Genomic DNA, 22609 nt, shown 5'->3' on the forward strand with positions numbered 1-22609 from the left:
CATGAGCAGCAGCACCGTCATCACCAACATCGCCACGCTGGTCACCAACGACCCCTCCCTCGGTGACGGGTCCCCCCTCGGCCTGGTCCAGGACGCGGCCGTCGTCATCGACGGCGACCGCGTCGCGTGGACCGGTGAAGCCAGCAAAGCACCCGCCACTGACAACCGGGTCGACGCGGGCGGCCGGACGGTGCTGCCGGGCTTCGTCGACTCCCACTCCCACCTGGTCTTCGCCGGGGACCGCACGCAGGAGTTCAACGCCCGTATGTCCGGCCGCTCCTACACGGCGGGCGGTATCCGCACCACGGTCGCGGCCACCCGGGCGGCGAGCGACGCGGAGCTGGAGGCGAACCTGACCCACTACCTGGCGGAGGCCCTCCGCCAGGGCACCACCACCTTCGAGACGAAGTCGGGCTACGGCCTGACCGTCGAGGACGAGGCCCGCGCGCTGCGCCTCGCGGCGCGGCACACCGACGAGGTGACGTACCTCGGCGCGCACATCGTCCCGCCCGACCACGCCGACGACCCGGCCGCCTATGTCGCCCTGGTCACCGGCGAGATGCTGGACGCGTGCGCCCCGCACGCCCGCTGGATCGACGTGTTCTGCGAGAAGGGCGCCTTCGACGGCGACCAGGCCCGCGCGATCCTCACGGCGGGCAGGGCGAAGGGTCTGCACCCCCGCATCCACGCCAACCAGCTCTCCTACGGCCCCGGCGTCCAGCTGGCCGTCGAACTGGACGCGGCCAGCGCCGACCACTGCACCCACCTCACCGACGACGACGTCGACGCCCTGGCCAACGGCAGCACGGTGGCCACGCTCCTGCCCGGCGCCGAGTTCTCCACCCGGGCGAAGTGGCCGGACGCCCGCCGCCTCCTCGACGCGGGCGTGACGGTCGCCCTGTCCACGGACTGCAACCCGGGCTCGTCCTTCACCTCCTCCGTCCCCTTCTGCATCGCCCTGGCCGTCCGTGACATGCGGATGACCCCGGACGAGGCGGTCTGGTCGGCGACCGCCGGCGGCGCGGCGGCCCTGCGCCGCACCGACATCGGCCACCTCACCCCGGGCGCCCGCGCCGACCTGACCCTCCTGGACGCCCCGAGCCATGTCCACCTGGCGTACCGGCCGGGGGTGCCGCTGGTCAGCGGGGTGTGGCGGGGCGGCGTACGGGTCGTCTGAGCGGGTGCTCGGCGGCCACGGGCGGCCATGGCGGCCCGGAGGCGCATGACCTCACACCGCGGCCCCGGCCCCCGTGGCCTCGGCCCCCGTCCCCGCGGTCCCGGCCCCCGTCCCCGTGGTCGCCGTCCCCGCGGTCGCCGTCTCCGTGGTCCTTCCGGACCCCCGCTCCCGGTCCGCCACCGACCGTCCCCACGAGGTGCCGGCGAGCACCAGGACCGCGCCCAGCAGGCCCAGCCAGCCGGGCCGGTCCCCGCCGACGGCGATGCCGGCCGCCGCGGCCCACACCGGCTCCGTGCCGAGCAGCAGGCTCACCCGGGACGGAGAGGTACGGCGCACCGCCCACATCTGCACGAAGAACGCGAACAGGGTGCAGAACGCGGACAGATAGAGCAGCCCCAGCCAGTCCCCGGCGCCGAAGCCGGCCGCGGCCACCCAGGGCGAGGCACCGGTGCCCGGCAGCGCCGCCAGCGCGGCGAACACGACGACCGCCCCGCCCAGCTGAACGGTGGTCAGCGACAGCGCGTCCGCGCCGCGCACCGACTCCATGCGGGACATGGCGAGGACATGCACGGTACGCGCGACGGCGGCCCCCAGCATCAGCAGGTCGCCGCCGGTCGGGGCGGTGAAACCGGCGCCCTGGGTGAGCAGCGCCACGCCGAGCACCGACAGCCCCGCGGCCGCCAGGAAGGCGCCGGGCAGCCGGGTGCCGCGCACCCGGCTCTCGGCCACCGGGGTGAACACCATGGTGAGGCTGATGATCAGCCCGGCGTTGGTCGCCGAGGTGTGCACCACGCCGTACGTCTCCAGCAGGAAGATCCCGGCGAGTATCAGTCCCAGCAGCCCGGCCCCGCGCAGCTGCACGGCGCTCAGGGCGCGCAGCCGCCGCCGGCCCGCGGCGACCAGCACCGGCAGCACCACGGCGAACCGCAGCACCAGCACGGCGGGTACGGTCCGTTCCGTGGTGACCCCTTTGGCCGCCAGATAGCTGGAACCCCACACCACCGCGACCAGCAGGACGGGAAGATCGGTCAGCCGGCCGCTGCGGGCCGCGGTGACGGTCATGGGCACTCCTCCACAAAGCGGGGGACGACGGTGCGACGAAGGGGACGGGCGCCATCGGCCGTCGGCACTCAGGGTGCTGTGCACGCGATCACCAGGACTTGACGGTGCGCGGACAGCGTAGTCGTCGGCAGGGGGCGGTTACCGGGTCCCCGCCCGCCACCGCTGGTCCCGCTCGCCGTCCAGCGGACGCAGGGCCACCCCGTGCCGGCCGTCCGGAGTCACCGCCGTTTCGATGGCGATGTCCGGGCGGATCGTGCCGTCGGGGCCGACGCTGAAGCGGAGGTTGTCGCCGTTGTCGCTGTGGACCGAGTCGCAGGTCCAGATGCCCACACCGCGGTCGGTGGCGCCGCGGCTGTCCAGGCAGAAGTCGTCGTCGGCCGCCGAGCGGAGCACGCCGAGATAGGTGTCGAACCGCCAGCGCTGGGTCGCGGAACCGGAGCAGGGTGCCGTGACGACGTCGTTGCCCTGCTCCAGGTCGCCGTCGCGGATGTCCAGGCAGCGGCCCGTCGACAGGTTCACCACCTGTGCGAAGGAGGTGCCAGGGGGGACGAACGCGGGCGTCGGGGTCGGGGTACGCCGTCGGGGCGGGGGAGTGCAGCAGGTCGGTCAGCCGGGCGTCCGGTACGTCCGCGCACTCCTCGGCCGCAGCGGTCCGGTCCTCCTCGGTCATGCACCACCGTCCGTCCCGCGAAGGCATCTGACCAACCAAGCGGTTCGGCGGCCCATGGTGGTGGAGGGGACGGGAGGGGAAAAGAGGTTACCGCGGGTAATCGGATAACGGTTGGCGCATGGGGCGCCGGTCGGCGGCGACGGTCAACACCGCGGCGGCCCGGCGTCGTTGGCGACGCCGGGCCGGCGCGGTCATTCCATGAGTGTCAGCCCCTTGCGCAGCCGTACCAGCGTGCGGGACAGCAGGCGGGAGACATGCATCTGGGAGATGCCGAGTTCCTCGCCGATCTCCGACTGGGTCATGTTCGCCACGAAGCGCAGGGAGAGGATCTTCCGGTCCCGGGAGGGGAGTTCGGCGATCAGCGGCTTGAGCGACTCGATGTACTCGATGCCCTCCAGGCCGTGGTCCTCGTACCCGATCCGGTCCGCGAGCGCGCCCTCGGTCTCGTCCTCCTCGGGCTGGGCGTCCAGCGACGAGGCGGTGTAGGCGTTCGACGCGGCCATGCCCTCGACGACCTCGTCGTTGGAGATGCCGAGCTTGTCGGCCAGCTCCGGGACGGTCGGCGCGCGGTCCAGCCGCTGGGCCAGCTCGTCCCCGGCCTTGGCCAGGTCCAGGCGCAGCTCCTGCAGCCGGCGCGGCACGCGCACGGACCACGAGGTGTCACGGAAGAAACGCTTGATCTCGCCGATGATGGTCGGCATCGCGAAGGTCGGGAACTCGACGCCGCGCGACAGCTCGAAGCGGTCGATCGCCTTGATCAGGCCGATGGTGCCGACCTGGATGATGTCCTCCATCGGCTCGCTGCGCGAGCGGAAGCGGGAGGCGGCGAACTTGACGAGTGCGAGGTTCAGCTCGACGAGGGTGTTGCGGACGTACGAATACTCGTGCGTCCCTTCCTCCAGCGACTCCAGGCGCTCGAAGAGGGTCTTGGACAGCGCCCGCGCATCCACCGGGCCGATCTCGTCGTACGGGGGGATCTCCGGGAGTCCCTCGAAGGGGTCGAGGGCGTCGATGGGATGATCCGGCGGTTCCGGAGGGGGTGTCGACGTCGCGGTCCGGGTATGCGATGCGTCGAGCCGGGCTGACATGGTGTCCTCCATCGTTCTCGGCATATGGCTGCCGAAGCCAGTTCGTGCACTGCGGTGTGCGGCGCCTCCAAAGCCGGCGTGTAGCGGTAGGTGTACTTACTAGCCCTACCTGCTCCACCGAACCGATCGCAAGTGCGTTCTGTTCAGGTATGTCCTATTCTGTGAAGTTCTTCGGGTGCCGGAGTGCGCATGGAAGGCGTAATGTTCGAGAGCAGTCAGCGTTCGCGACCTCGGGAGAGAGACGGCATGGACCACGGGATGGTCGGCAGCGCACAGTCGGGCCGGCTTCTGGTGGAGGTGCGGGAAGCGGGCTCCAGTGCCGTCGTGCAGCCGGCGGGTGAGCTTGACCACCACACCGCCGATCTGCTGCGTGAGCCCCTCGACGACCTCCTGGCCAAGGGCTTCGCGCGCCTGGTCGTGGACTGCACGCGCCTGGAGTTCTGCGACTCCACGGGCCTGAACGTGCTGCTCGGTGCCCGGCTGAAGGCGGAGGCCGCCGGCGGCGGGGTCCATCTGGCCGGGATGCAGCCCGTGGTGGCCCGGGTGTTCGAGATCACGGGGGCCGAGGCGGTCTTCACCGTGCATGACTCCGTGGAGGCGGCCCTGGCCGACGGCGCCGACTGAGCCCGCCGTCCCCGCCCTTCCTCGCGCCGCCGGCCGTGCGCGCCCGCGTCCGCAACGCCGAAAACAGGGGTGTTGTGCCGGATCGGCCGGGCAGGAGAGGGCAGGAGGAGGCGGGACACACCCTGACGACAGCCGGCCCGGACCGCCCCGGGACCGGCGCGACGATGGACGGGACGTACGTGCGACGGACGGGCGAGCAGCACATCCCGTGCGGACGGCGGGCGGACCATGGACCGGCCGGCACGGACCCGTGCCGGCCTTTGAATCGTGAACCGGTGAATCGGTGAGGTGAAGCGCTGATGAGCACCACCCGGCCTTACCCGCCGGGCGACCGCGGCCCGGAGCCCAGCGGCGCTCCCGGGGCGTCCGAGCAGGGCACGCCGACGGCCGGCGCGCCCACGGGGGCAGCCGCGCCGTCCGTGCCGTCCGGGACCCCCGGCGGTACCGCGGACACCGGCGGACCACTGGTCCGCAGACTCCGCCTGCAAGGGGAGAGCGGGGTCGTCCCGCTCGCCCGCGACTTCACCCGGCAGGCGCTGTACGCATGGGGCTGGCTGCCCGCCGTCGGCGCCGACCAGCGGGCCGCCGCCGAGGACGTGCTACTCGTCGTCTCCGAACTCGTCACCAACGCCTGTCTGCACGCCGAGGGCCCCGACGAACTGGTCCTGGCCTGCGACAACAAGGTGATCCGGCTGGAGGTCTCGGACCACGGCACCGGCCAGCCGGCCCCCCGCACCCCGCACCGCGCCGGGCGCCCCGGCGGCCATGGCATGTTCATCGTGCAGCGGCTGTGCCTGGACTGGGGCGTCGTGCGCACCACGGGCCGGCCGGGCAAGACGGTCTGGGCGGAGCTGGGCGGCCCGGGGTAGTCCGACCGGGTCCGTCCGCGGGCGGCGCGCGGAAATTCGATGGCCGCCGGGTACGGCGCTGCCTACGCTGTGCGCAACGCGCTGACGGAGACGAGTAACCCGGGCCGTTCGCGAGCCGAGAGAGCCGCCGGCAGCTGGGAAGGCGGCCTCGCACCCCGGGTGAATCCCCTCCCGAGCGCGGGGAGGAACGGACCGTCGCGCCACGGCGGCCCTCATGCCCCGCCGGCCGGCCCCCGTCATCGGGCCCGACGAGGCCGTCGCAGACGGCGAAGGCGTGGTGGCACCGCGAGCACCCTCTCGCCCACGCCCCGAGGGACGCCCCGGGGCGGACGCCGCCGCCCCGCCGAACATACGGAGCAGAGCGCCATGCTCGACGTCACCCTCATCCGACAGCATCCCGAACGGGTCCGCGCGGGGCTGCGCAAACGCGGCCTGGACGTGGACCTCGACGCCTTCCTCGCCCTCGACGAACGGCTGCGCGCGGCCCGTACGGCCCTGGAGCGGCTGCGCGGCGAGCGGCGCCGCGTCTCGGCGGAGATCGCGGCCCGGCGCCGCACGGGCGAGGCGCCCGGCGAACTGCTGGCCCGCGCCACGGAACTGGCCGACCGGGTCACCGGGGCCACCGCCGCACACGGCCGGCTGGATGCGGAACACCGCGCCTTCCTCGACGGCCTGCCCAATCTGCCCGACCCGGACGTGCCCGCCGGCGGCAAGGAGCACAACGAGGTCATCCGCGCCGAAGGCGTCCGCCCGGAGTTCGCGTTCCCGCCCCGGGACCACGTCCGGCTCGGCCAGGAGCTCGCCCTGGTCGACCACCGGCGCGGTGCCGCGCTCGCCGGCAGCGGGAACTGGATCTACCGCGGCGAGGGCGCCGCGCTGGAGTGGGCGCTGCTCAACCACTTCCTGGACAGCCACCGCCGGGCGGGCTACACCTTCGTCCTGCCGCCCCATCTGCTCACCTGGCAGGCCGGCTACACCGCGGGCCAGTTCCCGAAGTTCGCGGACGACGTCTTCGTGACGGAGCGCGCGGCCGACGGCCGTCCCGAGCGGTTCCTGCTGCCCACCGCCGAGACCGCGCTCGCCGCGATGCACCAGGGCGAGACCCTCGACGAGCCCGAGCTGCCGCTCAAGTACGTGGCCTACACGCCCTGTTACCGCCAGGAGGCCGGCGGCTACCGCACCGCCGAGCGCGGCACCCTGCGCGGCCACCAGTTCAACAAGGTCGAGCTGTTCCAGCTCACCCGGCCCGACGACTCGGACGCGGCGCAGCTCGAACTGCTCGCCCGAGCGGAGGAGCTGGTCGCCGGGCTGGGGCTGCACCACCGGGTCACCCGGCTCGCCGCCGGCGACACCAGCGCCGCCCAGGCCAAGACGTACGACGTCGAGGTCTGGCTGCCCAGCCTCGGCACCTACGCCGAGGTCAGCTCGGTCTCGAACGCCCGTGACTACCAGGCCCGGCGCGGCGGCATCCGGTACCGCCCGGCCGGCGGCGGCAAGACGGCGTACGTCCACACCCTCAACGCCTCGGGCCTGGCCACCAGCCGACTGGTGCCGGCGCTGCTGGAACAGCACCAGCGGCCCGACGGCAGCGTCGCCGTCCCCGAGGTGCTACGGCGCTGGGGGCTGCCGGAGGTGCTGCGCAGGCCGTAGAACCCTGCCGCCCGGACCCCGGGCCCACCCTCCACTCCCGCCACCCGCCGCACACGCCGGATCGCCACAACTCCGGCGTGTGATGCGTCTTCCTTCCTCACGACGCCGGGCGTACCTTGACGGCCGAATCTGATGTGCCGTCAGGAAACGTCAGTAACTGTCGTCGGGAATTTCGTCGGGAATGAATGGGGTGGACCGATCGTGTCGTACCCGAAACGAACCGCCGCGCTCGCGTCCGCCGCGGCCCTGGCCGGCTCGGCGGTGCTGCTGGCCGCGCCGGCGGCCCATGCCGACGCCGTCAACGTCAACTACCGCTGTCAGACCCCGATCGGCGTCAAGAGCGCCGTCTCGCCCATCGACATGAAGGGCGTCAGGAGCGGCAGCGGCTACAAGATCACCATGTCCTGGGAGAAGGGCGTCTCCTCCAGCCCCGTCGAGCTGGGCAAGGGCGCGATGACCCCGAGCGCCAGTGTCGGGCTGGGCGGCGCCGACAGCGGGACCCTGCCGGTCAGCGGTCCGCCCAACGCGGCCGCGATCCCCGCCAACACCCCCATCAAGATCAGTGACTTGAGCGGCACCTACACGCCGAAGAAGACCGGCAAGGTCACCTTCACGCCGGGCACGCTCGTCATCAAGGCGCTGGGTACGACGACGACCTGCACGCCGACCAACAATCCGGGACCGGGGCTGACGCTGGACGTCACCGCGCCCGGCGGCTCCTCCTCCTCGTCCTCGGCGTCCTCGGGTGCCTCGTCGTCGTCCTCCTCGTCCTCCTCCGGCGGACAGCTCCCGCAGACCGGGCCGGAGGACTCCGCGGTCGCCCTCGGCACCCTCGGCGGCACGGTGCTCCTCGCCGGCGCGGCGGGCACGCTCTGGCTGACCCGGCGCGGCCAGACCGCGCGCCGCTGACCGGCCGACGACCGCCGAACCCCAGGCCACCGCTGGAGCCGCCCATGCCGTCCGCCGCCCGCGCCCTGACCCGCCGCCCGCCCCGGGCCCGCACCGGGCTCCTGGCCCGCGCCGCCCTGCCCGCGGCGCTGTGCCTGTGCGCCGCGCTGGGCGCCGTGGCGGCCACCGCGCCCCGCGCCCATGCCGCCACGGGCTGGTCCGTCCTGCCCGCGGGCGGCGGCCGCCCCTCCTTCTACGCCGAGGGCCCGCCCGGAACGGTTCTGCAGGACACGGTGTCCGTCACCAACCCCGGACGCGCGCCGGTCGTCGTCCGGCTGTCCGGCACCGGCCTGCGGGCCGTCTTCGCCGAGCAGGCCGGGAACGGGATACGCGTCCCGGCCCGCACCCGCGCCGAGGTGCCCTTCACGGTGACCGTGCCGGCCGGGGCCGCACCCGGCGACCGGTCCGGTGCCGTCGTCGCACGGGACACCCGGGGCCGTACGGCGACCGTCCCCGTCCGGCTGCGCATCGGCGGTCCGGCGCTCGCCGCGCTGACCGTCGAGCATCTCGCGGTGCACACCGACCGCATCACGTACGAGCTGGTCAACCGGGGTACGACCGTCCTCGTGCCGAGGCTCGCGGTGCGCGCGGACGGGGTGCTCGGCCGGGTCCTGGACCGTGCGCCCCGCACCCTTCCCGTCCGGGTGCGCCCCGGCGCCCGGGTGAGGCTCACCGAGCCGTGGCCCGACCGCCCCGCGCTGGACGCCGTCGACGTACGGCTGACGGTCACCGCCCCCGGCGGAGCGCACGGCACCGCGACCGCGTCGGCGCGGTTCGTGCCCTGGCCGGCGGTGGCGGGCGCGGGCGCCGCCCTGCTCGCGGGGCCGGCCGCACTGCTCGCGGTGCGCCGCCGGCACCGCGCACGGCCAGGCGCCCCGGCGCGTGAGGGCCCGACGACCGGTGCCCCGGCGGACGGCGGCCGCACCGCATCCGACGGTGGCGCGCACGGCGCCGGCGCCGCCGAAGACCTGTGGCCCGAGGGCGCGTTCACGGAAGGCGCGGTGAAGTGAGCGGGAAGCTGCGGATGGTGCGGGTGCCGGCGGCGGTGGCGGCGGCGGTGTGCGCGCTGCTCCTGCCCCTCCTGCCGCTGTCGCTCGCCGGCCCGGCGGCCGCGGCGGACGGCCCGGTCGTGAAGCTGTCGGCATCCCAGGCCGGCACCGGCGGCTCGGTCACCGCCACCGGCACGGGCTGGAGGCCGCACACCCTGCTGATGCTGCTGGTGTGCGGCCAGGCCACACCGTCCCGGGGTGTCATCGGTGGCACCAACTCCTGCGCCAACGGCGACGGCCGGGCCGTGACCACCGACGCCCGGGGCACCTTCGGCAAGCGGCTCCCTGTCGCCGAACCGCCCGTGCCCTGCCCCTGTGTGGTGCATGTGGCCACCGTCACCGGTGCCGAGGCGGAGGCGGACGCCGTTCTGCGGGTCGCCGGGCATCCCGTCGCCCCGCTGCCCGCCGAGGACACCGGCGGCCGGCTGTCGATCCTGTCCGACACCCGGCTGACCGGGTCGAGCGGAGTACTGACCTGGTTCGGCGCCCCGCCGAGCCGCACCCTGGTCTTCACCGTCGGCAACTCCGGCACCGGCGCGATCAGGGATCCGGTCTTCCAGGTCGGCTCCGCACACGGCGTCTTCGCCCCGCAGTGGGACGACCAGCAGTGGCACGGCACCCTGTCGCCCGGCAAGAAGGCCGAGGTCAGACTGCCCGTCGAACTGACCGCCGGCGCTCACGGCGACTACACCGTCTCCCTGCGGTACGCCGGCAAGGTCCTCGCCGAACAGCCGTGGGGCGTGGGCCGCCCCTGGGGCGTGACGCTGTTCTGGCTCCTGCTCTGCCTCGTGATCCCGGCCGCGGTGTTCCGCATCGGTATGGCCGTGGTGGACCGGGTACGGCCACGCCGTCCGGGCGGCGGCGCCCGCAGCGCCCACCGGCGCCTGGCCCGGCCCGCCCTGCGGCTGCCGCTGCCGCGCTCCCGCGCGGCCGAACCGCCCCCCTCGACCCCGACCCTGCCGTGGTTCAGCCCGGACTCCGTCCCGGGCGACCCGGCCGGCCGGCTCTCCGCACCGCACCCCGACAGCCCGACGAGTCCAACGACTCCCACCAGGAAGGGACCCACGTGAGCATCCGAAGGAGAGGTACGGCCGCGGGCGCCGCGCTGGCGCTGAGCGGTGCGGGCGTCCTGCTGGGCCTCGCCGCGACCCCGGCGCAGGCGGCCGAGGTGGCGTTCGCCACCCACTGTGTGCCGCCGGCGGGCATCAGCCCGGTCGACGGCACCACGAAGGTCGAGATCACCGCGCCGGCCACGGCGAAGGTGGGCGACACGGTGGACGTCGTATGGAAGTTCGTCCAGGCAGCGTCCAAGAACCCGGACATCATCGACCTGCCCGCGAACTCGGTCCAGCCGTCCGGCGTGCTGAAGGCGGCCGGCGCGCAGAGCGCCGACATCGCGATGCAGGGGCCGCGGCAGAACCCGGCGATCCCCAAGGGCGGCGCCATGGTGCTGTCCGACATGAAGGGCAGCCTCAAACTGACGGCGGCCGGCGAGGTGACGCTGACCCCGGACGCGTACACCGTCAACGCGATGTCGACGGACACCAAGTGCACGCCCAAGGAGACCGTGCAGAAGGCGGCGACGATCAAGGTGACGGGTGGCGGCGGCACACCCACCACGACGCCGACCCAGACCCCGACGGCCACCCCGACCCGGTCGGGCACGCCCACCGGTTCGGCCACCCCCACGGCCACCCCGACCGCCACGTCCTCCGGCGGCAGCGGCGGTCAGAGCGACTTCACCGGCAAGGAGGTGCAGATCCCCTACGCCTGCAAGACCCCGATCGGTGACAAGAACGCGACCTCGCCGGTGCAGATCAACGCCAGGAAGAACAGCGGGAACTTCGACCTCACCGTGCAGTTCAAGAAGTCGGTGATGAACAGTCCCGCCGACATACCGGCGAACTCCGTGAAGCCGTCCATGGAGGTGGCGCTGGGCGGCGCCGACAAGGGCACGGTGCATGTCGAGGGGCCGATGAACGCGAAGCCCATCAAGTCCGGCGACCCGATCGCGATCCCCGACCTCACCGGCACCTACAAACCCGGCGCGAGCGGCTCCTCGACCCTGTCCCCGGGCGTCCTGACGGTGAAGGCGCTCGGTACGACCACGGTCTGCACGCCGACCAGGACCCAGGTCTCGCTCACGCTGGACACCAGCCAGCAGCCGGGCGGGGCGTCCGGCGGCACGTCCACCTCCGGCGGCTCGACCGGCGGCACCAGCACCGGCGGCAGCAGCACCGGCGCCGGCGGCCTCGCCCAGACGGGCGCCGACGACCACGGCGCCCTGAAGGCCCTCGGCCTGGTGGCGGGCACGGCGATCCTGCTGGGCGGCGCGGTCTTCACGTTCATGCCGCGACGCAGGACGCGCTGAACCCGGAGCGGACGGAAGAACGAACGGAAGAGGGCCACCGCATCCGGAGATGCGGTGGCCCTCTTCAGCGGGACCGGTTCACGGAACTACGTCAGTGAACGTCGCCCATGAGCTTGTTGACGTTCTTGCGGAACATCCACACCGCCACACCGGCGATCACCGCGAGCACGGCCTCCAGGGTGACGAAGCCCGTCTTGTCGAGGTTGACCCCGCCGACGGCCGGGTTCGACAGCAGCGCGGTGATGGAGTCGCCCGCGGTGACCGCGAGGAACCAGACGCCCATCATCTGGGAGGCGTACTTCTTCGGCGCCATCTTCGTCGTCACGGACAGACCCACCGGGGACAGCGTCAGCTCACCGATGGTCTGCACGAAGTAGATCGCGGCCAGCCACAGCGCCGCGGCCTTGTGACCGCCCTCGGCGATCGACAGGGGGATGAGGAAGACGAAGAACGACGCACCGATCATGACCAGACCGGAGGCGAACTTCACGATCGTGCTCGGCTCCTTGCCGCGCCGGTTCAGCCACAGCCACAGCCAGGCGAAGACCGGTGCCAGAGTCATGACCATGACCGGGTTGACCGACTGGTACCAGGAGACCGGGAAGCCCCAGCCGAGGATCGAGTTCTTGGCCGAGCTGCTCGCGAAGAGCGACAGGGTCGAACCACCCTGGTCGTAGATCATCCAGAAGACGGCGGCGGCGGCGAAGAACCAGATGTACGCCCGCACCTTCGACTTCTCGCCCGAGTCCAGGTCCTTGTCCCGCAGCATCCGGCCGATGACCAGGATCGGCACGATCAGACCGATGACGGTGAGCGGGATCAGCGCCCAGTTCAGGGTGAAGTGACCGGTGCCGCCGACGACGCCGTAGAAGACCGCGGCGACGGCCAGCCACATCAGGCCCTTGCGCAGCGTGGCGGACTTCTCCTGGGCCGACAGCGGGGTCGGGACCACACTGCTCTTCTCGCTCAGGTGGCGGCCGCCCAGCAGGTACTGGGCGAGGCCCAGCGCCATGCCGAGCGCGGCCAGCGCGAAGCCCAGGTGCCAGTTGACGTTCTCACCGATGGTGCCGATGACGAACGGCGCGACGAAGGCGCCCATGTTGATGCCGATGTAGAAGAGCGTGAAGCCACCGTCACGGCGCGGGTCCTCGGGGCCCTTGTAGAGGTGGCCGACCATCGTGGAGATGTTGGCCTTCAGCAGACCCGAGCCGATGGCGACGAGACCCAGGCCGACGAAGAAGCTGGCGGCCACGGGCAGCGCGAGGCACAGATGGCCGAGCATGATGATCAGGCCCGCGACGGCGACCGTCTTGCGGGGGCCGAGCACACGGTCGGCGAACCAGCCGCCGGGCAGGGCGAGCAGGTACACGAGCGACACGTACACCGAGTAGATCGCGGTGGCCGTGCCCGCGTTCAGGTGCAGGCCGCCCGGGGCCACCAGATACAGCGGGAGCAGGGCCCTCATGCCGTAGTAGGAGAATCGCTCCCACATCTCGGTCATGAAGAGAGTGGCCAGGCCGCGGGGGTGGCCGAAGAAGGTCTTCTCGGAGCCGGGGGTGCCCGGGCGGACCGAGTCCTTCGTCAGGCTGGACGCCATGGTCGTTCCTTGCTGGTCGGGACGCGCGTTGGAGCGTCGCGCGCCCGGTGGGGGTGCGGCCGGCACCGGCAGGGTCGGCCGCCCACCCCCACGCCCAGGAGGAGTCCGCCTCCGGGTCACGGAGGCGGCGGACGGCGACCACCGGGATCCACGCCCCGACGCGACGATGCGTCCGGGGCCCGGCCAGAGGTCATTCCTTTCAAGGCTGGTGTTCACCAGCCCGCACACAAAAGAGACCCTCAGCGTCATGTTCCCGCCGAAGGTCCCCGGTGTACTACAGGCGTTCAGGTCACCATACGGCAGGACACTGCCGGATATGGAAGGACTTGAGACGGGGATCACAGGTGTCGAGGGAACCGCGGGAACGGATTCCAAGGTCTCCCCAACGATCCCATCCCCGGAGCAATGGTTCGTACCAGTGGAGTACGAAGGTAAGAAGTCCTGGTAGCGATCACACCCCAGCACCGGACGCGGGCGGTCTACCATCACCTCATGACCCGTGTACTGCTCGCCGAGGACGACGCGTCCATCTCGGAGCCGCTGGCCCGCGCCCTGCGCCGGGAAGGTTACGAGGTCGAGGTGCGCGAGGACGGACCCACCGCGCTCGACGCCGGAATGCAGGGCGGCGTCGATCTGGTCGTACTGGACCTGGGCCTGCCCGGCATGGACGGCCTGGAGGTCGCCCGCCGGCTGCGCGCCGACGGCCACACCGTGCCGATCCTCATCCTGACCGCGCGGGCCGACGAGGTGGACACCGTCGTCGGCCTGGACGCCGGCGCCGACGACTACGTCACCAAGCCCTTCCGGCTCGCCGAACTGCTCGCCCGGGTCCGGGCACTGCTCCGGCGCGGCGCCGCGGAGCCCCAGCAGCCGCCGGCCACGCACGGGGTGCGGATCGACGTCGAGTCGCACCGGGCGTGGATGGGCGACGAGGAACTGCAGCTCACCGCCAAGGAGTTCGACCTGCTGCGGGTGCTGGTGCGGGACGCCGGCCGGGTCGTCACCCGTGACCAGCTGATGCGCGAGGTCTGGGACACCACGTGGTGGTCGTCGACGAAGACCCTCGACATGCACATCTCCTGGCTGCGCAAGAAGCTCGGCGACGACGCGGCGAACCCCCGGTACATCGCGACGGTCCGCGGCGTGGGCTTCCGCTTCGAGAAGAGCTGACCCCTCCCCGGGCGGCTCCCTCCCCGGATGGGCCCCGCAGGGCCCAGCGATCACTTCAGGTAACGGATCATGCGCCGACGTCTCATCCAGTCCACCCTCGCCGTCGTCCTCGTCGTGATCGCGGTCTTCGGCATCTCGCTGGTGATCGTCGAGTCGCGGACGATCAGCAACAGTGCCCAGGAACGGGTGGATTCCGAGGCGGTGCGGCTGGCCAGCATCGTGGACAGCCGGATCCTCGCCGCCGAGAACGTCAACGCGGAGGTGCTGCGCAACCCGGTCAGCAAGGACCAGTACGCGGTGATCCGCATGCCGGGCCATGACCCGATCGAGATCGGCACCAAGCCGCAGGGTGACGTGATTCACGCCACCCAGCAGGGCGAAGAGGGCGAGACGGTCACCGTGTCGGAGCCGCGCTCCGCGGTCACCCGCGAGGTCGGCCGGACCCTGCTGATCATCGGGCTGGTGGCGCTGCTCGCGGTGGTCGCGGCCGTGCTGCTCGCCGTACGGCAGGCCAATCGGCTCGCCTCCCCGCTGACCGACCTCGCGGAGACCGCCGAACGCCTCGGCTCCGGCGACCCCCGCCCCCGGCACAAGCGCTACGGCGTCCCCGAGCTGGACCGGGTCGCCGATGTGCTGGACTCCTCCGCCGAGCGGATCGGCCGGATGCTGACCGCCGAGCGGCGCCTGGCCGCCGACGCCTCCCATCAGCTGCGCACGCCGCTGACCGCGCTGTCCATGCGGCTGGAGGAGATCACCCTCACCGACGACCCGGACATCGTGAAGGAAGAGGCGAACGTCGCGCTCACCCAGGTCGAGCGGCTCACGGACGTGGTCGAGCGGCTGCTGACGAACTCCCGCGATCCGCGCACCGGCTCCGCCGTCACCTTCGATCTGGACGAGGTCATCCAGCAGCAGCTCGCCGAGTGGCGGCCCGCCTATCGCAGCGCCGGCCGGGCCATCGTCAGCTCCGGCAAACGGCATCTGCAGGCCGTCGGCACGCCGGGCGCGGTCGCCCAGGTGCTGGCCGCGCTGATCGAGAACTCCCTCATGCACGGTGGCGGCACGGTCGCGCTGCGCACCCGGGTCACCGGGAATCAGGCCGTGGTCGAGGTCACCGACGAGGGGCCCGGTGTCCCGGCCGACCTCGGTGCGCGGATCTTCGAGCGGACGATCAGCGGACGGAACTCCACGGGCATCGGCCTGGCCGTCGCCCGGGACCTCGCGGAGGCCGACGGCGGGCGGCTGGAGCTGCTCCAGAACATGCCGCCGGTGTTCGGCCTGTTCCTCTCCCGCACGCCCCCGGCCCGCAAGCCGGACGAGGACCGTCCGACGGTCCGCTGAGGCCGCGCTCCCCTGAGGGACGCTCCCCTGAGGGACGCTGTCCGGTTACGGAACGCGCTGGGACTTCGGTTCCGGGTGCGGCCTCTTCGACTCGGCCACCAGGATCGACTCCGCCTCCTGCGTCGGCTGCACGCGGAACACCCAGGTGCGGTAGGACCAGAAGCGGAACAGGGTGGCGATGCCGATGCCGGCGAACTTGGAGATGTTGCTCTGCAGCGAGCTGTCCCAGCCGAGGCCGTAGGTCGCCAGGTAGAGCACGCCGTTCTCGATCACCAGGCCGATCGCGCTGAACAGGAGGAACAGCGTGAGTTCCTTGGTGCGCCCGCCCTTGTCGCGGTCCCGGTACGTCCAGTACCGGAAGCCCACGTAGTTGAAGACGATCGCGACCACCGTCGCGATGATGCTGGCGCGCACCACCGGCAGGTCGGAGACGTGCCGGACCAGGTTGAAGACGCCGAGATTGACGAAGATGCCCGCAACGCCGACGGTGCCGAACTTGGCCACCTCGCGTACGAGCCGTCGCAGCCCCGAGGAACGAGGTTCCATGGCTGAGCAAGCTCCCGTCGGTAGGTTTCGTAGCCCAGCCATGCTATCCAGGCGAACCCGCCGATGCCTCCGGACCGGGTCATCGCGAGGAAACAGGTCGGAAAGAGGGCGGAAAGCGGCGGGTAAGAGACCGCCGGAGGGACACGATCCGGCCGCCCCGGCGTGGCCGATACGCTAGGGGTGTGACGTTCCCGGTAGTCGGCATGGTCGGCGGGGGGCAGCTCGCGCGTATGACGCACGAGGCGGGCATCCCGTTGGGCATCAGGTTCAAGCTCCTCAGTGACACTCCTCAGGATTCCGCGGCGCAGGTCGTGCGTGATGTCGTCATCGGCGACTACCGCGATCTGGACACGCTGCGTGAGTTCGCGCGCGGTTGCGATGTGATCACCTTCGATCACGAACATGTACCCATCGAGCACCTCAGGGCCCTGGAGGCGGACGGCATCCCCGTGCGTCCGGGGCCCGACGCACTGGTGCACGCCCAGGACAAGGGTGTGATGCGCGCGAAGCTCGACGCGATCGGCGTGCCGTGCCCACGGCACCGGATCGTCGCCGACCCGGAGGACGTGATCCGGTTCGCGGCCGAGGGCGACGGCTTCCCGGTGGTCCTGAAGACCGTCCGCGGCGGCTACGACGGCAAGGGCGTGTGGGTCGTGGAGACCCCGGAGGAGGCCGCGGAACCGTTCCGCGCCGGCGTCCCGGTCCTCGCCGAGGAGAAGGTCGACTACGTCCGCGAGCTGGCCGCCAATGTCGTGCGCTCCCCGCACGGCCAGGCCGTCGCCTACCCGGTGGTGGAGTCCCAGCAGGTCGGCGGCGTCTGCGACACGGTGATAGCCCCGGCCCCCGGCCTGGACGAGTCCCTCGCGCTGCAGGCCGAGCGGATGGCCCTGACCATCGCCAAGGAGCTGGACGCCGTCGGGCACCTCGCCGTCGAGCTGTTCCAGACCCGCGACGGCCGCATCCTCGTCAACGAACTGGCGATGCGCCCGCACAACTCCGGCCACTGGACCCAGGACGGCGCGATCACCTCGCAGTTCGCCAACCACGTCCGCGCCGTCCTCGACCTCCCGCTCGGCGACCCGCGCCCGCGCGCGAAGTGGACCGTGATGGTCAACGTCCTCGGCGGCGACTACCCGGACATGTACTCCGCCTACTTGCACTGCATGGCCCGCGACCCCAAGCTCAAGATCCATATGTACGGCAAGGACGTGAAGCCCGGCCGGAAGGTCGGACACGTCAACACCTACGGCGACGACCTGGACGACGTGCTGGAGCGCGCCCGTCACGCAGCCGGCTATCTGAGAGGCACGATCACCGAATGAGTACCGCTGCCGGCCCTGTCGTGGGCATCGTCATGGGGTCGGACTCCGACTGGCCCGTCATGGAGGCCGCCGCCAAGGCGCTGGACGAGTTCGAGATCGCCTACGAGGTCGACGTCGTCTCCGCGCACCGCATGCCCCGCGAGATGATCACGTACGGCGAGCAGGCCGCCGACCGCGGGCTGAAGGTGATCATCGCCGGTGCGGGCGGTGCCGCCCACCTCCCGGGCATGCTCGCCTCGGTCACGCCCCTGCCGGTCATCGGTGTGCCGGTGCCGCTGAAGTACCTCGACGGCATGGACTCGCTGCTGTCCATCGTGCAGATGCCGGCCGGTGTCCCGGTCGCCACCGTCTCCGTCGCCGGTGCCCGCAACGCGGGTCTGCTCGCGGCCCGGATCCTCGCCGCGCACGACGAGGACCTGCTGCACAAGATGCGCGACTTCCAGCAGGACCTCAACGACCAGGCCACCGAGAAGGGCAAGCGGCTGCGCTCCAAGGTCGAGGGGTCTGGCGGTTTCGGCTTCGGGAAGTAACAGACCATGACCTCACTGGACGAAGCACGGTCCCTGCTGCGCGAGTTCCCGGTCGTCGACGGACACAACGACCTGCCCTGGGCGCTGCGCGAGCAGGTCCGCTACGACCTCGACGCCCGCGACATCGCCGTACCTCAGAACGACCATCTGCACACCGACATCCCGCGGCTGCGCGAGGGCGGGGTCGGGGCGCAGTACTGGTCCGTGTATGTGCGCTCGGACCTGCCGGGCGCGGTGCCGGCGACGCTCGAACAGATCGACTGCGTACGGCAGTTGATCGACCGGCACCCCGCCGATCTGCGGGCCGCGCTGACCGCCGCCGACATGGAGGCGGCGCGCGCTGAGGGCCGTATCGCCTCCCTGATGGGCGCCGAGGGCGGGCACTCGATCGACAACTCGCTGGGCACCCTGCGCGGTCTGTACGAGCTGGGGGTGCGCTACATGACGCTCACCCACAACGACAACAACGACTGGGCGGACTCGGCGACCGACGAGCCCAAGGCCGGCGGCCTCACGGCCTTCGGGCGCGAGGTCGTCCGCGAGATGAACCGTCTCGGCATGCTGGTCGACCTCTCGCACGTGGCGGCCACGACGATGCGCGCCGCGCTGGACACCACGTCCGCGCCGGTGATCTTCTCGCACTCCTCCGCGCGCGCCGTGTGCGACCACCCGCGCAACATCCCTGACGACGTCCTGGAGCGGCTGCCCGGCAACGGCGGCATGGCGATGGTGACGTTCGTGCCGAAGTTCGTGCTGCAGGCGGCCGTCGACTGGACGCTGGCGGCCGACGAGAACATGCGCGCCCATGGGCTGCACCACCTGGACACCTCGCCCGAGGCGATGAAGATCCACCGCGCCTTCGAGGAGCGCACCCCGCGCCCGATCGCCACGGTGTCCACGGTGGCGGACCATCTGGACCACATGCGCGAGGTGGCCGGCGTCGACCACCTGGGCATCGGCGGCGACTACGACGGCACCGCCTTCACCCCGGACGGCCTGGACGACGTCTCCGGCTACCCGAACCTGCTCGCCGAGCTGCTGGAACGCGGCTGGTCCAAGGCCGACCTGGCCAAGCTGACCTGGCAGAACGCGGTGCGGGTGCTGGGCGCCGCGGAGGACGTGGCACGCGGGCTTCAGGCGACGCGCGCGCCGTCCAACGCCACCATCGAGTCGCTCGACGGCGACGTCTGATCCGCGAGGGCGGGGTAGTCGGTGTAACCGGCGGCCCCGCCCACGTACATGAAGTACCGGTCCCGGACCGGGTTGAGGGGCGCGCCGACGCGCAGCCGCTCGACCAGGTCCGGGTTGGCGAGGAAGGGCCGGCCGAGCGCCACCAGGTCGGCGCCGGCCGCCAGCATCTCCCGGGCGGCCCCGGCGACGGCCTCGGTGGTGAGGTCGGTCAGGTCCGGGTTGCCGATCAGGAGCCCCGGCCACTGTGCGCGGATCCGGCGGTACCAGCCGGCCTCGGGGGCCGAGCGCACCAGGTGCAGATAGGCGAGGTCCAGCCCCTTCAGACGGTCCAGGAGCGCCGTGTAGAGGCCGTCGGTGTCGTCCTCGTGGACGCCGTTGACGGTGGAGGCCGGGGAGATCCGGATGCCCACCCGGTCCGCGCCGATCGCGTCGGCCACCGCCTCGGTCACCTCGGCCGCGAACCGCACCCGGCGCCGGACGGAGCCGCCGTAGCCGTCGGTGCGGCGGTTGGTGTTGTCCGCGAGGAACTGGTGCAGCAGCATCCCGTTGGCCGAGTGCACCTCCACGCCCTCGAAACCCGCGTCGACGGCCCGGCGCGCGGCGGAGGCGAAGTCGGCGACGGTGGCGCGGATGTCGTCCGCCGTCATCTCCCGCGGTACGGCGGCCGGCCGGTGCCCGCCGGGCGTGAAGATCGTCTCCGGCAGCGGGACGGGCGAGGGCGCCACCGGGATCAGGCCCGTCGTCGCCGGATGGCTGACCCGCCCGCCGTGCTGGAGCTGCAGGAACATCCGCCCGCCGGCCGCCCGCACCGCGTCGGTGACCTTGCGCCAGCCCTGCTGGTGCCGGTCGGTGTGGATCGCGGTGATGTCCGGGTAGGTCTGCCCGACCGGGTTCGGCGTCGAGCCCTCGGCGATGATCAGCCCGGCGGAGGCGCGCTGGGTGTAGTGCGTGACCATCAGATCGGTCGGGGTGCCGTCCGCCTCGGCCCGGTTGCGGGTCAGCGGGGCCATCACCAGGCGGTGCGGGAGGCCGAGCCGGCCCAGCCGGGCGGGGGCCAGGAAATCCGTGGAGTCTGTGGAGATCGCGGAGTCCGTGGAGTCCGTGGAGTCCGTGGAGGTCGCGGAGGTCATGGAGTCCGCGGGGTCCGTTGTCTGCGTCATGCCGGCACGGTAGAACGTGACACTGATGTCAGATTCAAGCCCTGTTCCCGGCGGAGGCGGACATGCGGATCGGTGAACTGGCCCGGCGCACGGGCGTGAGCGAGCGGTCCCTGCGCTACTACGAGGCCCAGGGGCTGCTCGCCGCCGAGCGCACCCCGGGCGGTCACCGCGACTACCCGGAGCGCGCCGTCGACCGGGTCATCCGGATCCAGGAGCTGTACGCGGCCGGGCTGCACAGCGAGAAGATCCGGCAGCTGCTGCCCTGCATGCGCGACCAGGACGGCGGGCCCTCCGCGATCGCCACGCCCCGGCTGGTCGCCGACCTCACCGCGGAACGCGAGCGCATCGACCGCGTGATCGCCGACCTCCAGCGCTCCCGGGAGACCCTGGACGAGGTGATCCGCACGGCCGGCGAGAGCTGACCGGTGTACCCCGAACGCCCCACTCACCGGGAAGTCCTGCTCCTCTCCGTGCGACCGTGGCGGTACGCCGCCCGCGTCATGGCGTGAGCCATGACCGGCGTAGCCCACGACGTACGGAGCCGCCATGGCCGATCTCCAGCCCGACATGCCCCGCACGGCCGAGGCCGGCGAGGACGACGCCCCACCGGACGCCCCTCCCTCGCTCACGACTCTTCCCGCCCTCCCGGCCCCTCCCGCGCGCTCGCTCCGGCAGGAGGAGCCCCGGGCCCCGGAGCCGCACACCCCGGGCGGGGTGCTTCTGGACCAGGCCCACGCGCTGCTCGCCGCCCACCCGGTCGCCGACGGCTACAGCGGGCTGCCCTGGGCCCTGCGCCAGCAGCCCCGGTACGACCTGGAGCAGGGCGAGGCGACCATCGACACGGACCTGCCCCGGATGCGGGAGGGGCATGTGGGCGCGCTGTTCTGGTCGTTGCACCTGCACGACGGATCGGGCGCCGGCCGGGCCACGGCCCTGACCCTGGAGCAGCTGGACCACGCGCGCTCGGTGATCGAGTCCCACCCGGACGGACTGCGCCTGGTGCGCAGCGCCGGGCAGGTCATCGACGCCCGCAACTGCGGCCGTGTCTCCGTGGTGCTGGGCCCCGCCCACGCCACCGCGCTCGACGACTCCCTCGGCGTGCTGCGCATCCTGTGCGCCCTCGGTCTGCGCGTGCTCACGCTCACCGGCACGGCCTGGGCGGGCGAGGGCGGGCTGACCCGCTTCGGCGAGGAGGTCGTCCGCGAGATGAACCGGCTCGGTGTGCTCGCCGATGTCTCCGGCGCCCCCGAGACAACCGCCGAACGCGTCTTCGCGCTGTCCAGGACCCCGGTGCTGTGCAGCCGCTCCGCCGCCCGTGCGCTGCGCCCGCACCCGGCCAACCTGCCCGACGAGCTGCTGGCCGCGCTGGGCGCGGCGAGGGGCCTGTGCATGGTGCCGCTGATAGCCGAGCAGACCGGGCCGACGGTCCAGGACGTCGCCGACCACCTCGACCACGTCCGCGAGGTGGCAGGACCGGAGTCCGTCGCCCTGTCCGGCACCTACGACTCGGGGGTCGTCCACCCCCGCGACCTCGCCGATGCCTCCCGCTACCCGCATCTGATCGCCGAACTGCTGCGGCGCGGCTGGTCCGAGCCCGAGTTGGCCCTGCTGACCTGGGGCAATGTCCAACGGGTGCTGCGCAGCGCGGACTTCGCGGCCCGAGCGGCCCAGCACCGCCGCCCGGACCCCCTCTAGGGCCTGTCCGGCGGATCAGGTCGCGGGAAAGTGACGGCGCCTCATCGGCCCCCGCGTCCGCGACAGGATCCGCCGGACAGGCCCTAGACCGGCGCGGGCCCTCGCCCAGGTCGTGGGCCCGCGCTCACCTCAGGGGTGCTCGATCCGGCACAGGCAGAAGGGATGCCCGGCCGGATCGGCGTACACCTGGAAGTCCTTGGTCTCCCGGTCCGCCAGGTCCAGCGGCCGCGCCCCCAGCGCGAGCACCCGCTCATGGGCGGTGTCGATCTCCGCCCAGGTGCGGCCCGCGTCGAAGTCGAGATGGAACTGCTGGCCGTCGCGGTCCGCCCGCGGCCACCGCGGCGGGGCGTACCCCTCGACCCGCTGGAAGCCCAGCCGCGGCCCGTCCGGGACCTGCAGCACGACCCAGTCGTCGTCCTCGGCCCGCGGGGTGCCACCGGCCACCGCCGCGTAGAAGGCGGCCAGCGCATGCGGATCGGGGCAGTCGAGCACGACGTTACGGAAACGGGCGACGGAGCCCATGATTCCCTCCTCCGGGACGGTCGGGAC

22 protein-coding genes are annotated in these 22609 nt (G+C 72.4%); 15 read left to right on the forward strand and 7 right to left on the reverse strand.

The genetic code is table 11. The features are described 5' to 3' along the window. Position 1 precedes the first annotated feature (1 nt). Positions 2–1177 carry an imidazolonepropionase gene (gene hutI / locus IE277_RS35165; protein ID WP_189957802.1) on the forward strand — a complete coding sequence of 392 codons (1176 nt, stop codon included), beginning with the start codon at positions 2–4 and terminating at the stop codon, positions 1175–1177. A gap of 51 nt (positions 1178–1228) precedes the next feature. Here hutI and IE277_RS35170 read toward each other — a convergent pair whose 3' ends face one another. The 3 genes from IE277_RS35170 to IE277_RS35180 all read right to left on the reverse strand — a co-directional run bounded on the left by IE277_RS35170 (position 1229) and on the right by IE277_RS35180 (position 3997). Next, entirely contained in the window at positions 1229–2239 is a 1011-nt protein-coding gene (locus IE277_RS35170) for a DMT family transporter (RefSeq protein ID WP_189957803.1), read from the reverse strand. Positions 2240–2377: 138 nt separating this feature from the next. After that, positions 2378–2758 (reverse strand): RICIN domain-containing protein, encoded by a 381-nt coding sequence (locus tag IE277_RS35175; RefSeq protein ID WP_308433447.1) that lies wholly within the window; start codon positions 2756–2758, stop codon positions 2378–2380. 342 nt (positions 2759–3100) lie between these two features. After that, the gene (locus tag IE277_RS35180) at positions 3101–3997 is read right to left on the reverse strand and encodes an RNA polymerase sigma factor SigF (RefSeq protein WP_229882189.1); all 897 of its coding nucleotides are present in this window, start codon (positions 3995–3997) and stop codon (positions 3101–3103) included. A gap of 246 nt (positions 3998–4243) precedes the next feature. On the opposite strand from IE277_RS35180, the gene IE277_RS35185 reads away from it, so the two are divergent. The 7 genes from IE277_RS35185 to IE277_RS35215 all read left to right on the forward strand — a co-directional run bounded on the left by IE277_RS35185 (position 4244) and on the right by IE277_RS35215 (position 11508). Further along, positions 4244–4621 carry an STAS domain-containing protein gene (locus IE277_RS35185; protein ID WP_189957806.1) on the forward strand — a complete coding sequence of 126 codons (378 nt, stop codon included), beginning with the start codon at positions 4244–4246 and terminating at the stop codon, positions 4619–4621. Between the two features lie 299 nt (positions 4622–4920). Further along, positions 4921–5490, forward strand: coding sequence for an ATP-binding protein (locus tag IE277_RS35190; RefSeq protein WP_189957807.1), 570 nt, complete (start codon positions 4921–4923; stop codon positions 5488–5490). Between the two features lie 366 nt (positions 5491–5856). Then, positions 5857–7140 (forward strand): serine--tRNA ligase, encoded by a 1284-nt coding sequence (gene serS, locus IE277_RS35195; protein WP_189957808.1) that lies wholly within the window; start codon positions 5857–5859, stop codon positions 7138–7140. Between the two features lie 201 nt (positions 7141–7341). After that, positions 7342–8049 carry an LPXTG cell wall anchor domain-containing protein gene (locus IE277_RS35200; RefSeq protein ID WP_189957809.1) on the forward strand — a complete coding sequence of 236 codons (708 nt, stop codon included), beginning with the start codon at positions 7342–7344 and terminating at the stop codon, positions 8047–8049. Positions 8050–8093: 44 nt separating this feature from the next. After that, on the forward strand, positions 8094–9098 hold the full coding sequence (locus IE277_RS35205) for a COG1470 family protein (protein ID WP_229882190.1): 1005 nt from the start codon (positions 8094–8096) through the stop codon (positions 9096–9098). A gap of 14 nt (positions 9099–9112) precedes the next feature. Continuing rightward, positions 9113–10207, forward strand: a complete 1095-nt coding sequence (locus tag IE277_RS35210; protein ID WP_189957855.1) for a hypothetical protein — start codon at positions 9113–9115, stop codon at positions 10205–10207. After that, on the forward strand, positions 10204–11508 hold the full coding sequence (locus IE277_RS35215) for a hypothetical protein (protein ID WP_229882192.1): 1305 nt from the start codon (positions 10204–10206) through the stop codon (positions 11506–11508). Before IE277_RS35210 ends, IE277_RS35215 begins: the two co-directional genes overlap by 4 nt. A 91-nt stretch (positions 11509–11599) precedes the next feature. On the opposite strand, the gene IE277_RS35220 is transcribed toward IE277_RS35215, so the two are convergent. After that, the gene (locus IE277_RS35220) at positions 11600–13105 is read right to left on the reverse strand and encodes a peptide MFS transporter (protein WP_189957810.1); all 1506 of its coding nucleotides are present in this window, start codon (positions 13103–13105) and stop codon (positions 11600–11602) included. 492 nt (positions 13106–13597) lie between these two features. Here IE277_RS35220 and IE277_RS35225 point away from each other — a divergent pair, with 492 nt between their 5' ends. Both IE277_RS35225 and IE277_RS35230 read left to right on the forward strand, forming a co-directional pair. After that, positions 13598–14275 carry a response regulator transcription factor gene (locus IE277_RS35225; protein ID WP_020940464.1) on the forward strand — a complete coding sequence of 226 codons (678 nt, stop codon included), beginning with the start codon at positions 13598–13600 and terminating at the stop codon, positions 14273–14275. A gap of 69 nt (positions 14276–14344) precedes the next feature. After that, positions 14345–15616, forward strand: coding sequence for a sensor histidine kinase (locus IE277_RS35230; protein WP_189957811.1), 1272 nt, complete (start codon positions 14345–14347; stop codon positions 15614–15616). 45 nt (positions 15617–15661) lie between these two features. Here the strand turns inward: IE277_RS35230 and IE277_RS35235 are convergent, their stop codons facing one another. After that, on the reverse strand, positions 15662–16162 hold the full coding sequence (locus IE277_RS35235) for a GtrA family protein (RefSeq protein WP_189957812.1): 501 nt from the start codon (positions 16160–16162) through the stop codon (positions 15662–15664). Between the two features lie 182 nt (positions 16163–16344). Between IE277_RS35235 and IE277_RS35240 the strand changes: the two genes are divergently transcribed. The 3 genes from IE277_RS35240 to IE277_RS35250 are packed head-to-tail and all read left to right on the forward strand — an operon-like array spanning position 16345 to position 19205. After that, positions 16345–17484: a 5-(carboxyamino)imidazole ribonucleotide synthase gene (locus tag IE277_RS35240; protein WP_189957813.1), complete on the forward strand. Its 1140-nt coding sequence runs from the start codon at positions 16345–16347 to the stop codon at positions 17482–17484. Beyond that, positions 17481–18014: a 5-(carboxyamino)imidazole ribonucleotide mutase gene (gene purE / locus IE277_RS35245; RefSeq protein WP_189957814.1), complete on the forward strand. Its 534-nt coding sequence runs from the start codon at positions 17481–17483 to the stop codon at positions 18012–18014. Before IE277_RS35240 ends, purE begins: the two co-directional genes overlap by 4 nt. Before the next feature lie 6 nt (positions 18015–18020). Beyond that, positions 18021–19205, forward strand: coding sequence for a dipeptidase (locus tag IE277_RS35250; RefSeq protein ID WP_189957815.1), 1185 nt, complete (start codon positions 18021–18023; stop codon positions 19203–19205). Here IE277_RS35250 and IE277_RS35255 read toward each other — a convergent pair. Continuing rightward, the gene (locus tag IE277_RS35255; protein ID WP_229882194.1) at positions 19148–20215 is read right to left on the reverse strand and encodes an alkene reductase; all 1068 of its coding nucleotides are present in this window, start codon (positions 20213–20215) and stop codon (positions 19148–19150) included. The genes IE277_RS35250 and IE277_RS35255 overlap by 58 nt on opposite strands. A 212-nt stretch (positions 20216–20427) precedes the next feature. Between IE277_RS35255 and IE277_RS35260 the strand changes: the two genes are divergently transcribed. Next, the gene (locus IE277_RS35260) at positions 20428–20787 is read left to right on the forward strand and encodes a MerR family transcriptional regulator (protein ID WP_189957816.1); all 360 of its coding nucleotides are present in this window, start codon (positions 20428–20430) and stop codon (positions 20785–20787) included. A 124-nt stretch (positions 20788–20911) separates the two neighbouring features. After that, on the forward strand, positions 20912–22060 hold the full coding sequence (locus tag IE277_RS35265; RefSeq protein ID WP_189957817.1) for a dipeptidase: 1149 nt from the start codon (positions 20912–20914) through the stop codon (positions 22058–22060). A gap of 129 nt (positions 22061–22189) precedes the next feature. On the opposite strand, the gene IE277_RS35270 is transcribed toward IE277_RS35265, so the two are convergent. After that, entirely contained in the window at positions 22190–22582 is a 393-nt protein-coding gene (locus IE277_RS35270; RefSeq protein WP_189957818.1) for a VOC family protein, read from the reverse strand. Positions 22583–22609: the final 27 nt, after the last annotated feature.

Source organism: Streptomyces alanosinicus, from assembly GCF_014650595.1.
GTDB classification, from domain to species: Bacteria; Actinomycetota; Actinomycetes; order Streptomycetales; family Streptomycetaceae; genus Streptomyces; species Streptomyces alanosinicus.

Bases quoted from the DNA above. Each gene is read 5' to 3' on its own strand.
- IE277_RS35255 (WP_229882194.1), bottom strand. From the start codon at position 20,215: ATGGCCCCGCTGACCCGCAACCGGGCCGAGGCGGACGGCACCCCGACC.
- IE277_RS35185 (WP_189957806.1), top strand. From the start codon at position 4,244: ATGGACCACGGGATGGTCGGCAGCGCACAGTCGGGCCGGCTTCTGGTG.
- IE277_RS35265 (WP_189957817.1), top strand. From the start codon at position 20,912: ATGGCCGATCTCCAGCCCGACATGCCCCGCACGGCCGAGGCCGGCGAG.
- IE277_RS35190 (WP_189957807.1), top strand. From the start codon at position 4,921: ATGAGCACCACCCGGCCTTACCCGCCGGGCGACCGCGGCCCGGAGCCC.
- hutI (WP_189957802.1), top strand. From the start codon at position 2: ATGAGCAGCAGCACCGTCATCACCAACATCGCCACGCTGGTCACCAAC.
- IE277_RS35270 (WP_189957818.1), bottom strand. From the start codon at position 22,582: ATGGGCTCCGTCGCCCGTTTCCGTAACGTCGTGCTCGACTGCCCCGAT.
- IE277_RS35250 (WP_189957815.1), top strand. From the start codon at position 18,021: ATGACCTCACTGGACGAAGCACGGTCCCTGCTGCGCGAGTTCCCGGTC.
- serS (WP_189957808.1), top strand. From the start codon at position 5,857: ATGCTCGACGTCACCCTCATCCGACAGCATCCCGAACGGGTCCGCGCG.
- IE277_RS35260 (WP_189957816.1), top strand. From the start codon at position 20,428: ATGCGGATCGGTGAACTGGCCCGGCGCACGGGCGTGAGCGAGCGGTCC.
- IE277_RS35230 (WP_189957811.1), top strand. From the start codon at position 14,345: ATGCGCCGACGTCTCATCCAGTCCACCCTCGCCGTCGTCCTCGTCGTG.
- IE277_RS35220 (WP_189957810.1), bottom strand. From the start codon at position 13,105: ATGGCGTCCAGCCTGACGAAGGACTCGGTCCGCCCGGGCACCCCCGGC.
- IE277_RS35170 (WP_189957803.1), bottom strand. From the start codon at position 2,239: ATGACCGTCACCGCGGCCCGCAGCGGCCGGCTGACCGATCTTCCCGTC.
- purE (WP_189957814.1), top strand. From the start codon at position 17,481: ATGAGTACCGCTGCCGGCCCTGTCGTGGGCATCGTCATGGGGTCGGAC.
- IE277_RS35210 (WP_189957855.1), top strand. From the start codon at position 9,113: ATGGTGCGGGTGCCGGCGGCGGTGGCGGCGGCGGTGTGCGCGCTGCTC.
- IE277_RS35205 (WP_229882190.1), top strand. From the start codon at position 8,094: ATGCCGTCCGCCGCCCGCGCCCTGACCCGCCGCCCGCCCCGGGCCCGC.
- IE277_RS35180 (WP_229882189.1), bottom strand. From the start codon at position 3,997: ATGTCAGCCCGGCTCGACGCATCGCATACCCGGACCGCGACGTCGACA.
- IE277_RS35235 (WP_189957812.1), bottom strand. From the start codon at position 16,162: ATGGAACCTCGTTCCTCGGGGCTGCGACGGCTCGTACGCGAGGTGGCC.
- IE277_RS35225 (WP_020940464.1), top strand. From the start codon at position 13,598: ATGACCCGTGTACTGCTCGCCGAGGACGACGCGTCCATCTCGGAGCCG.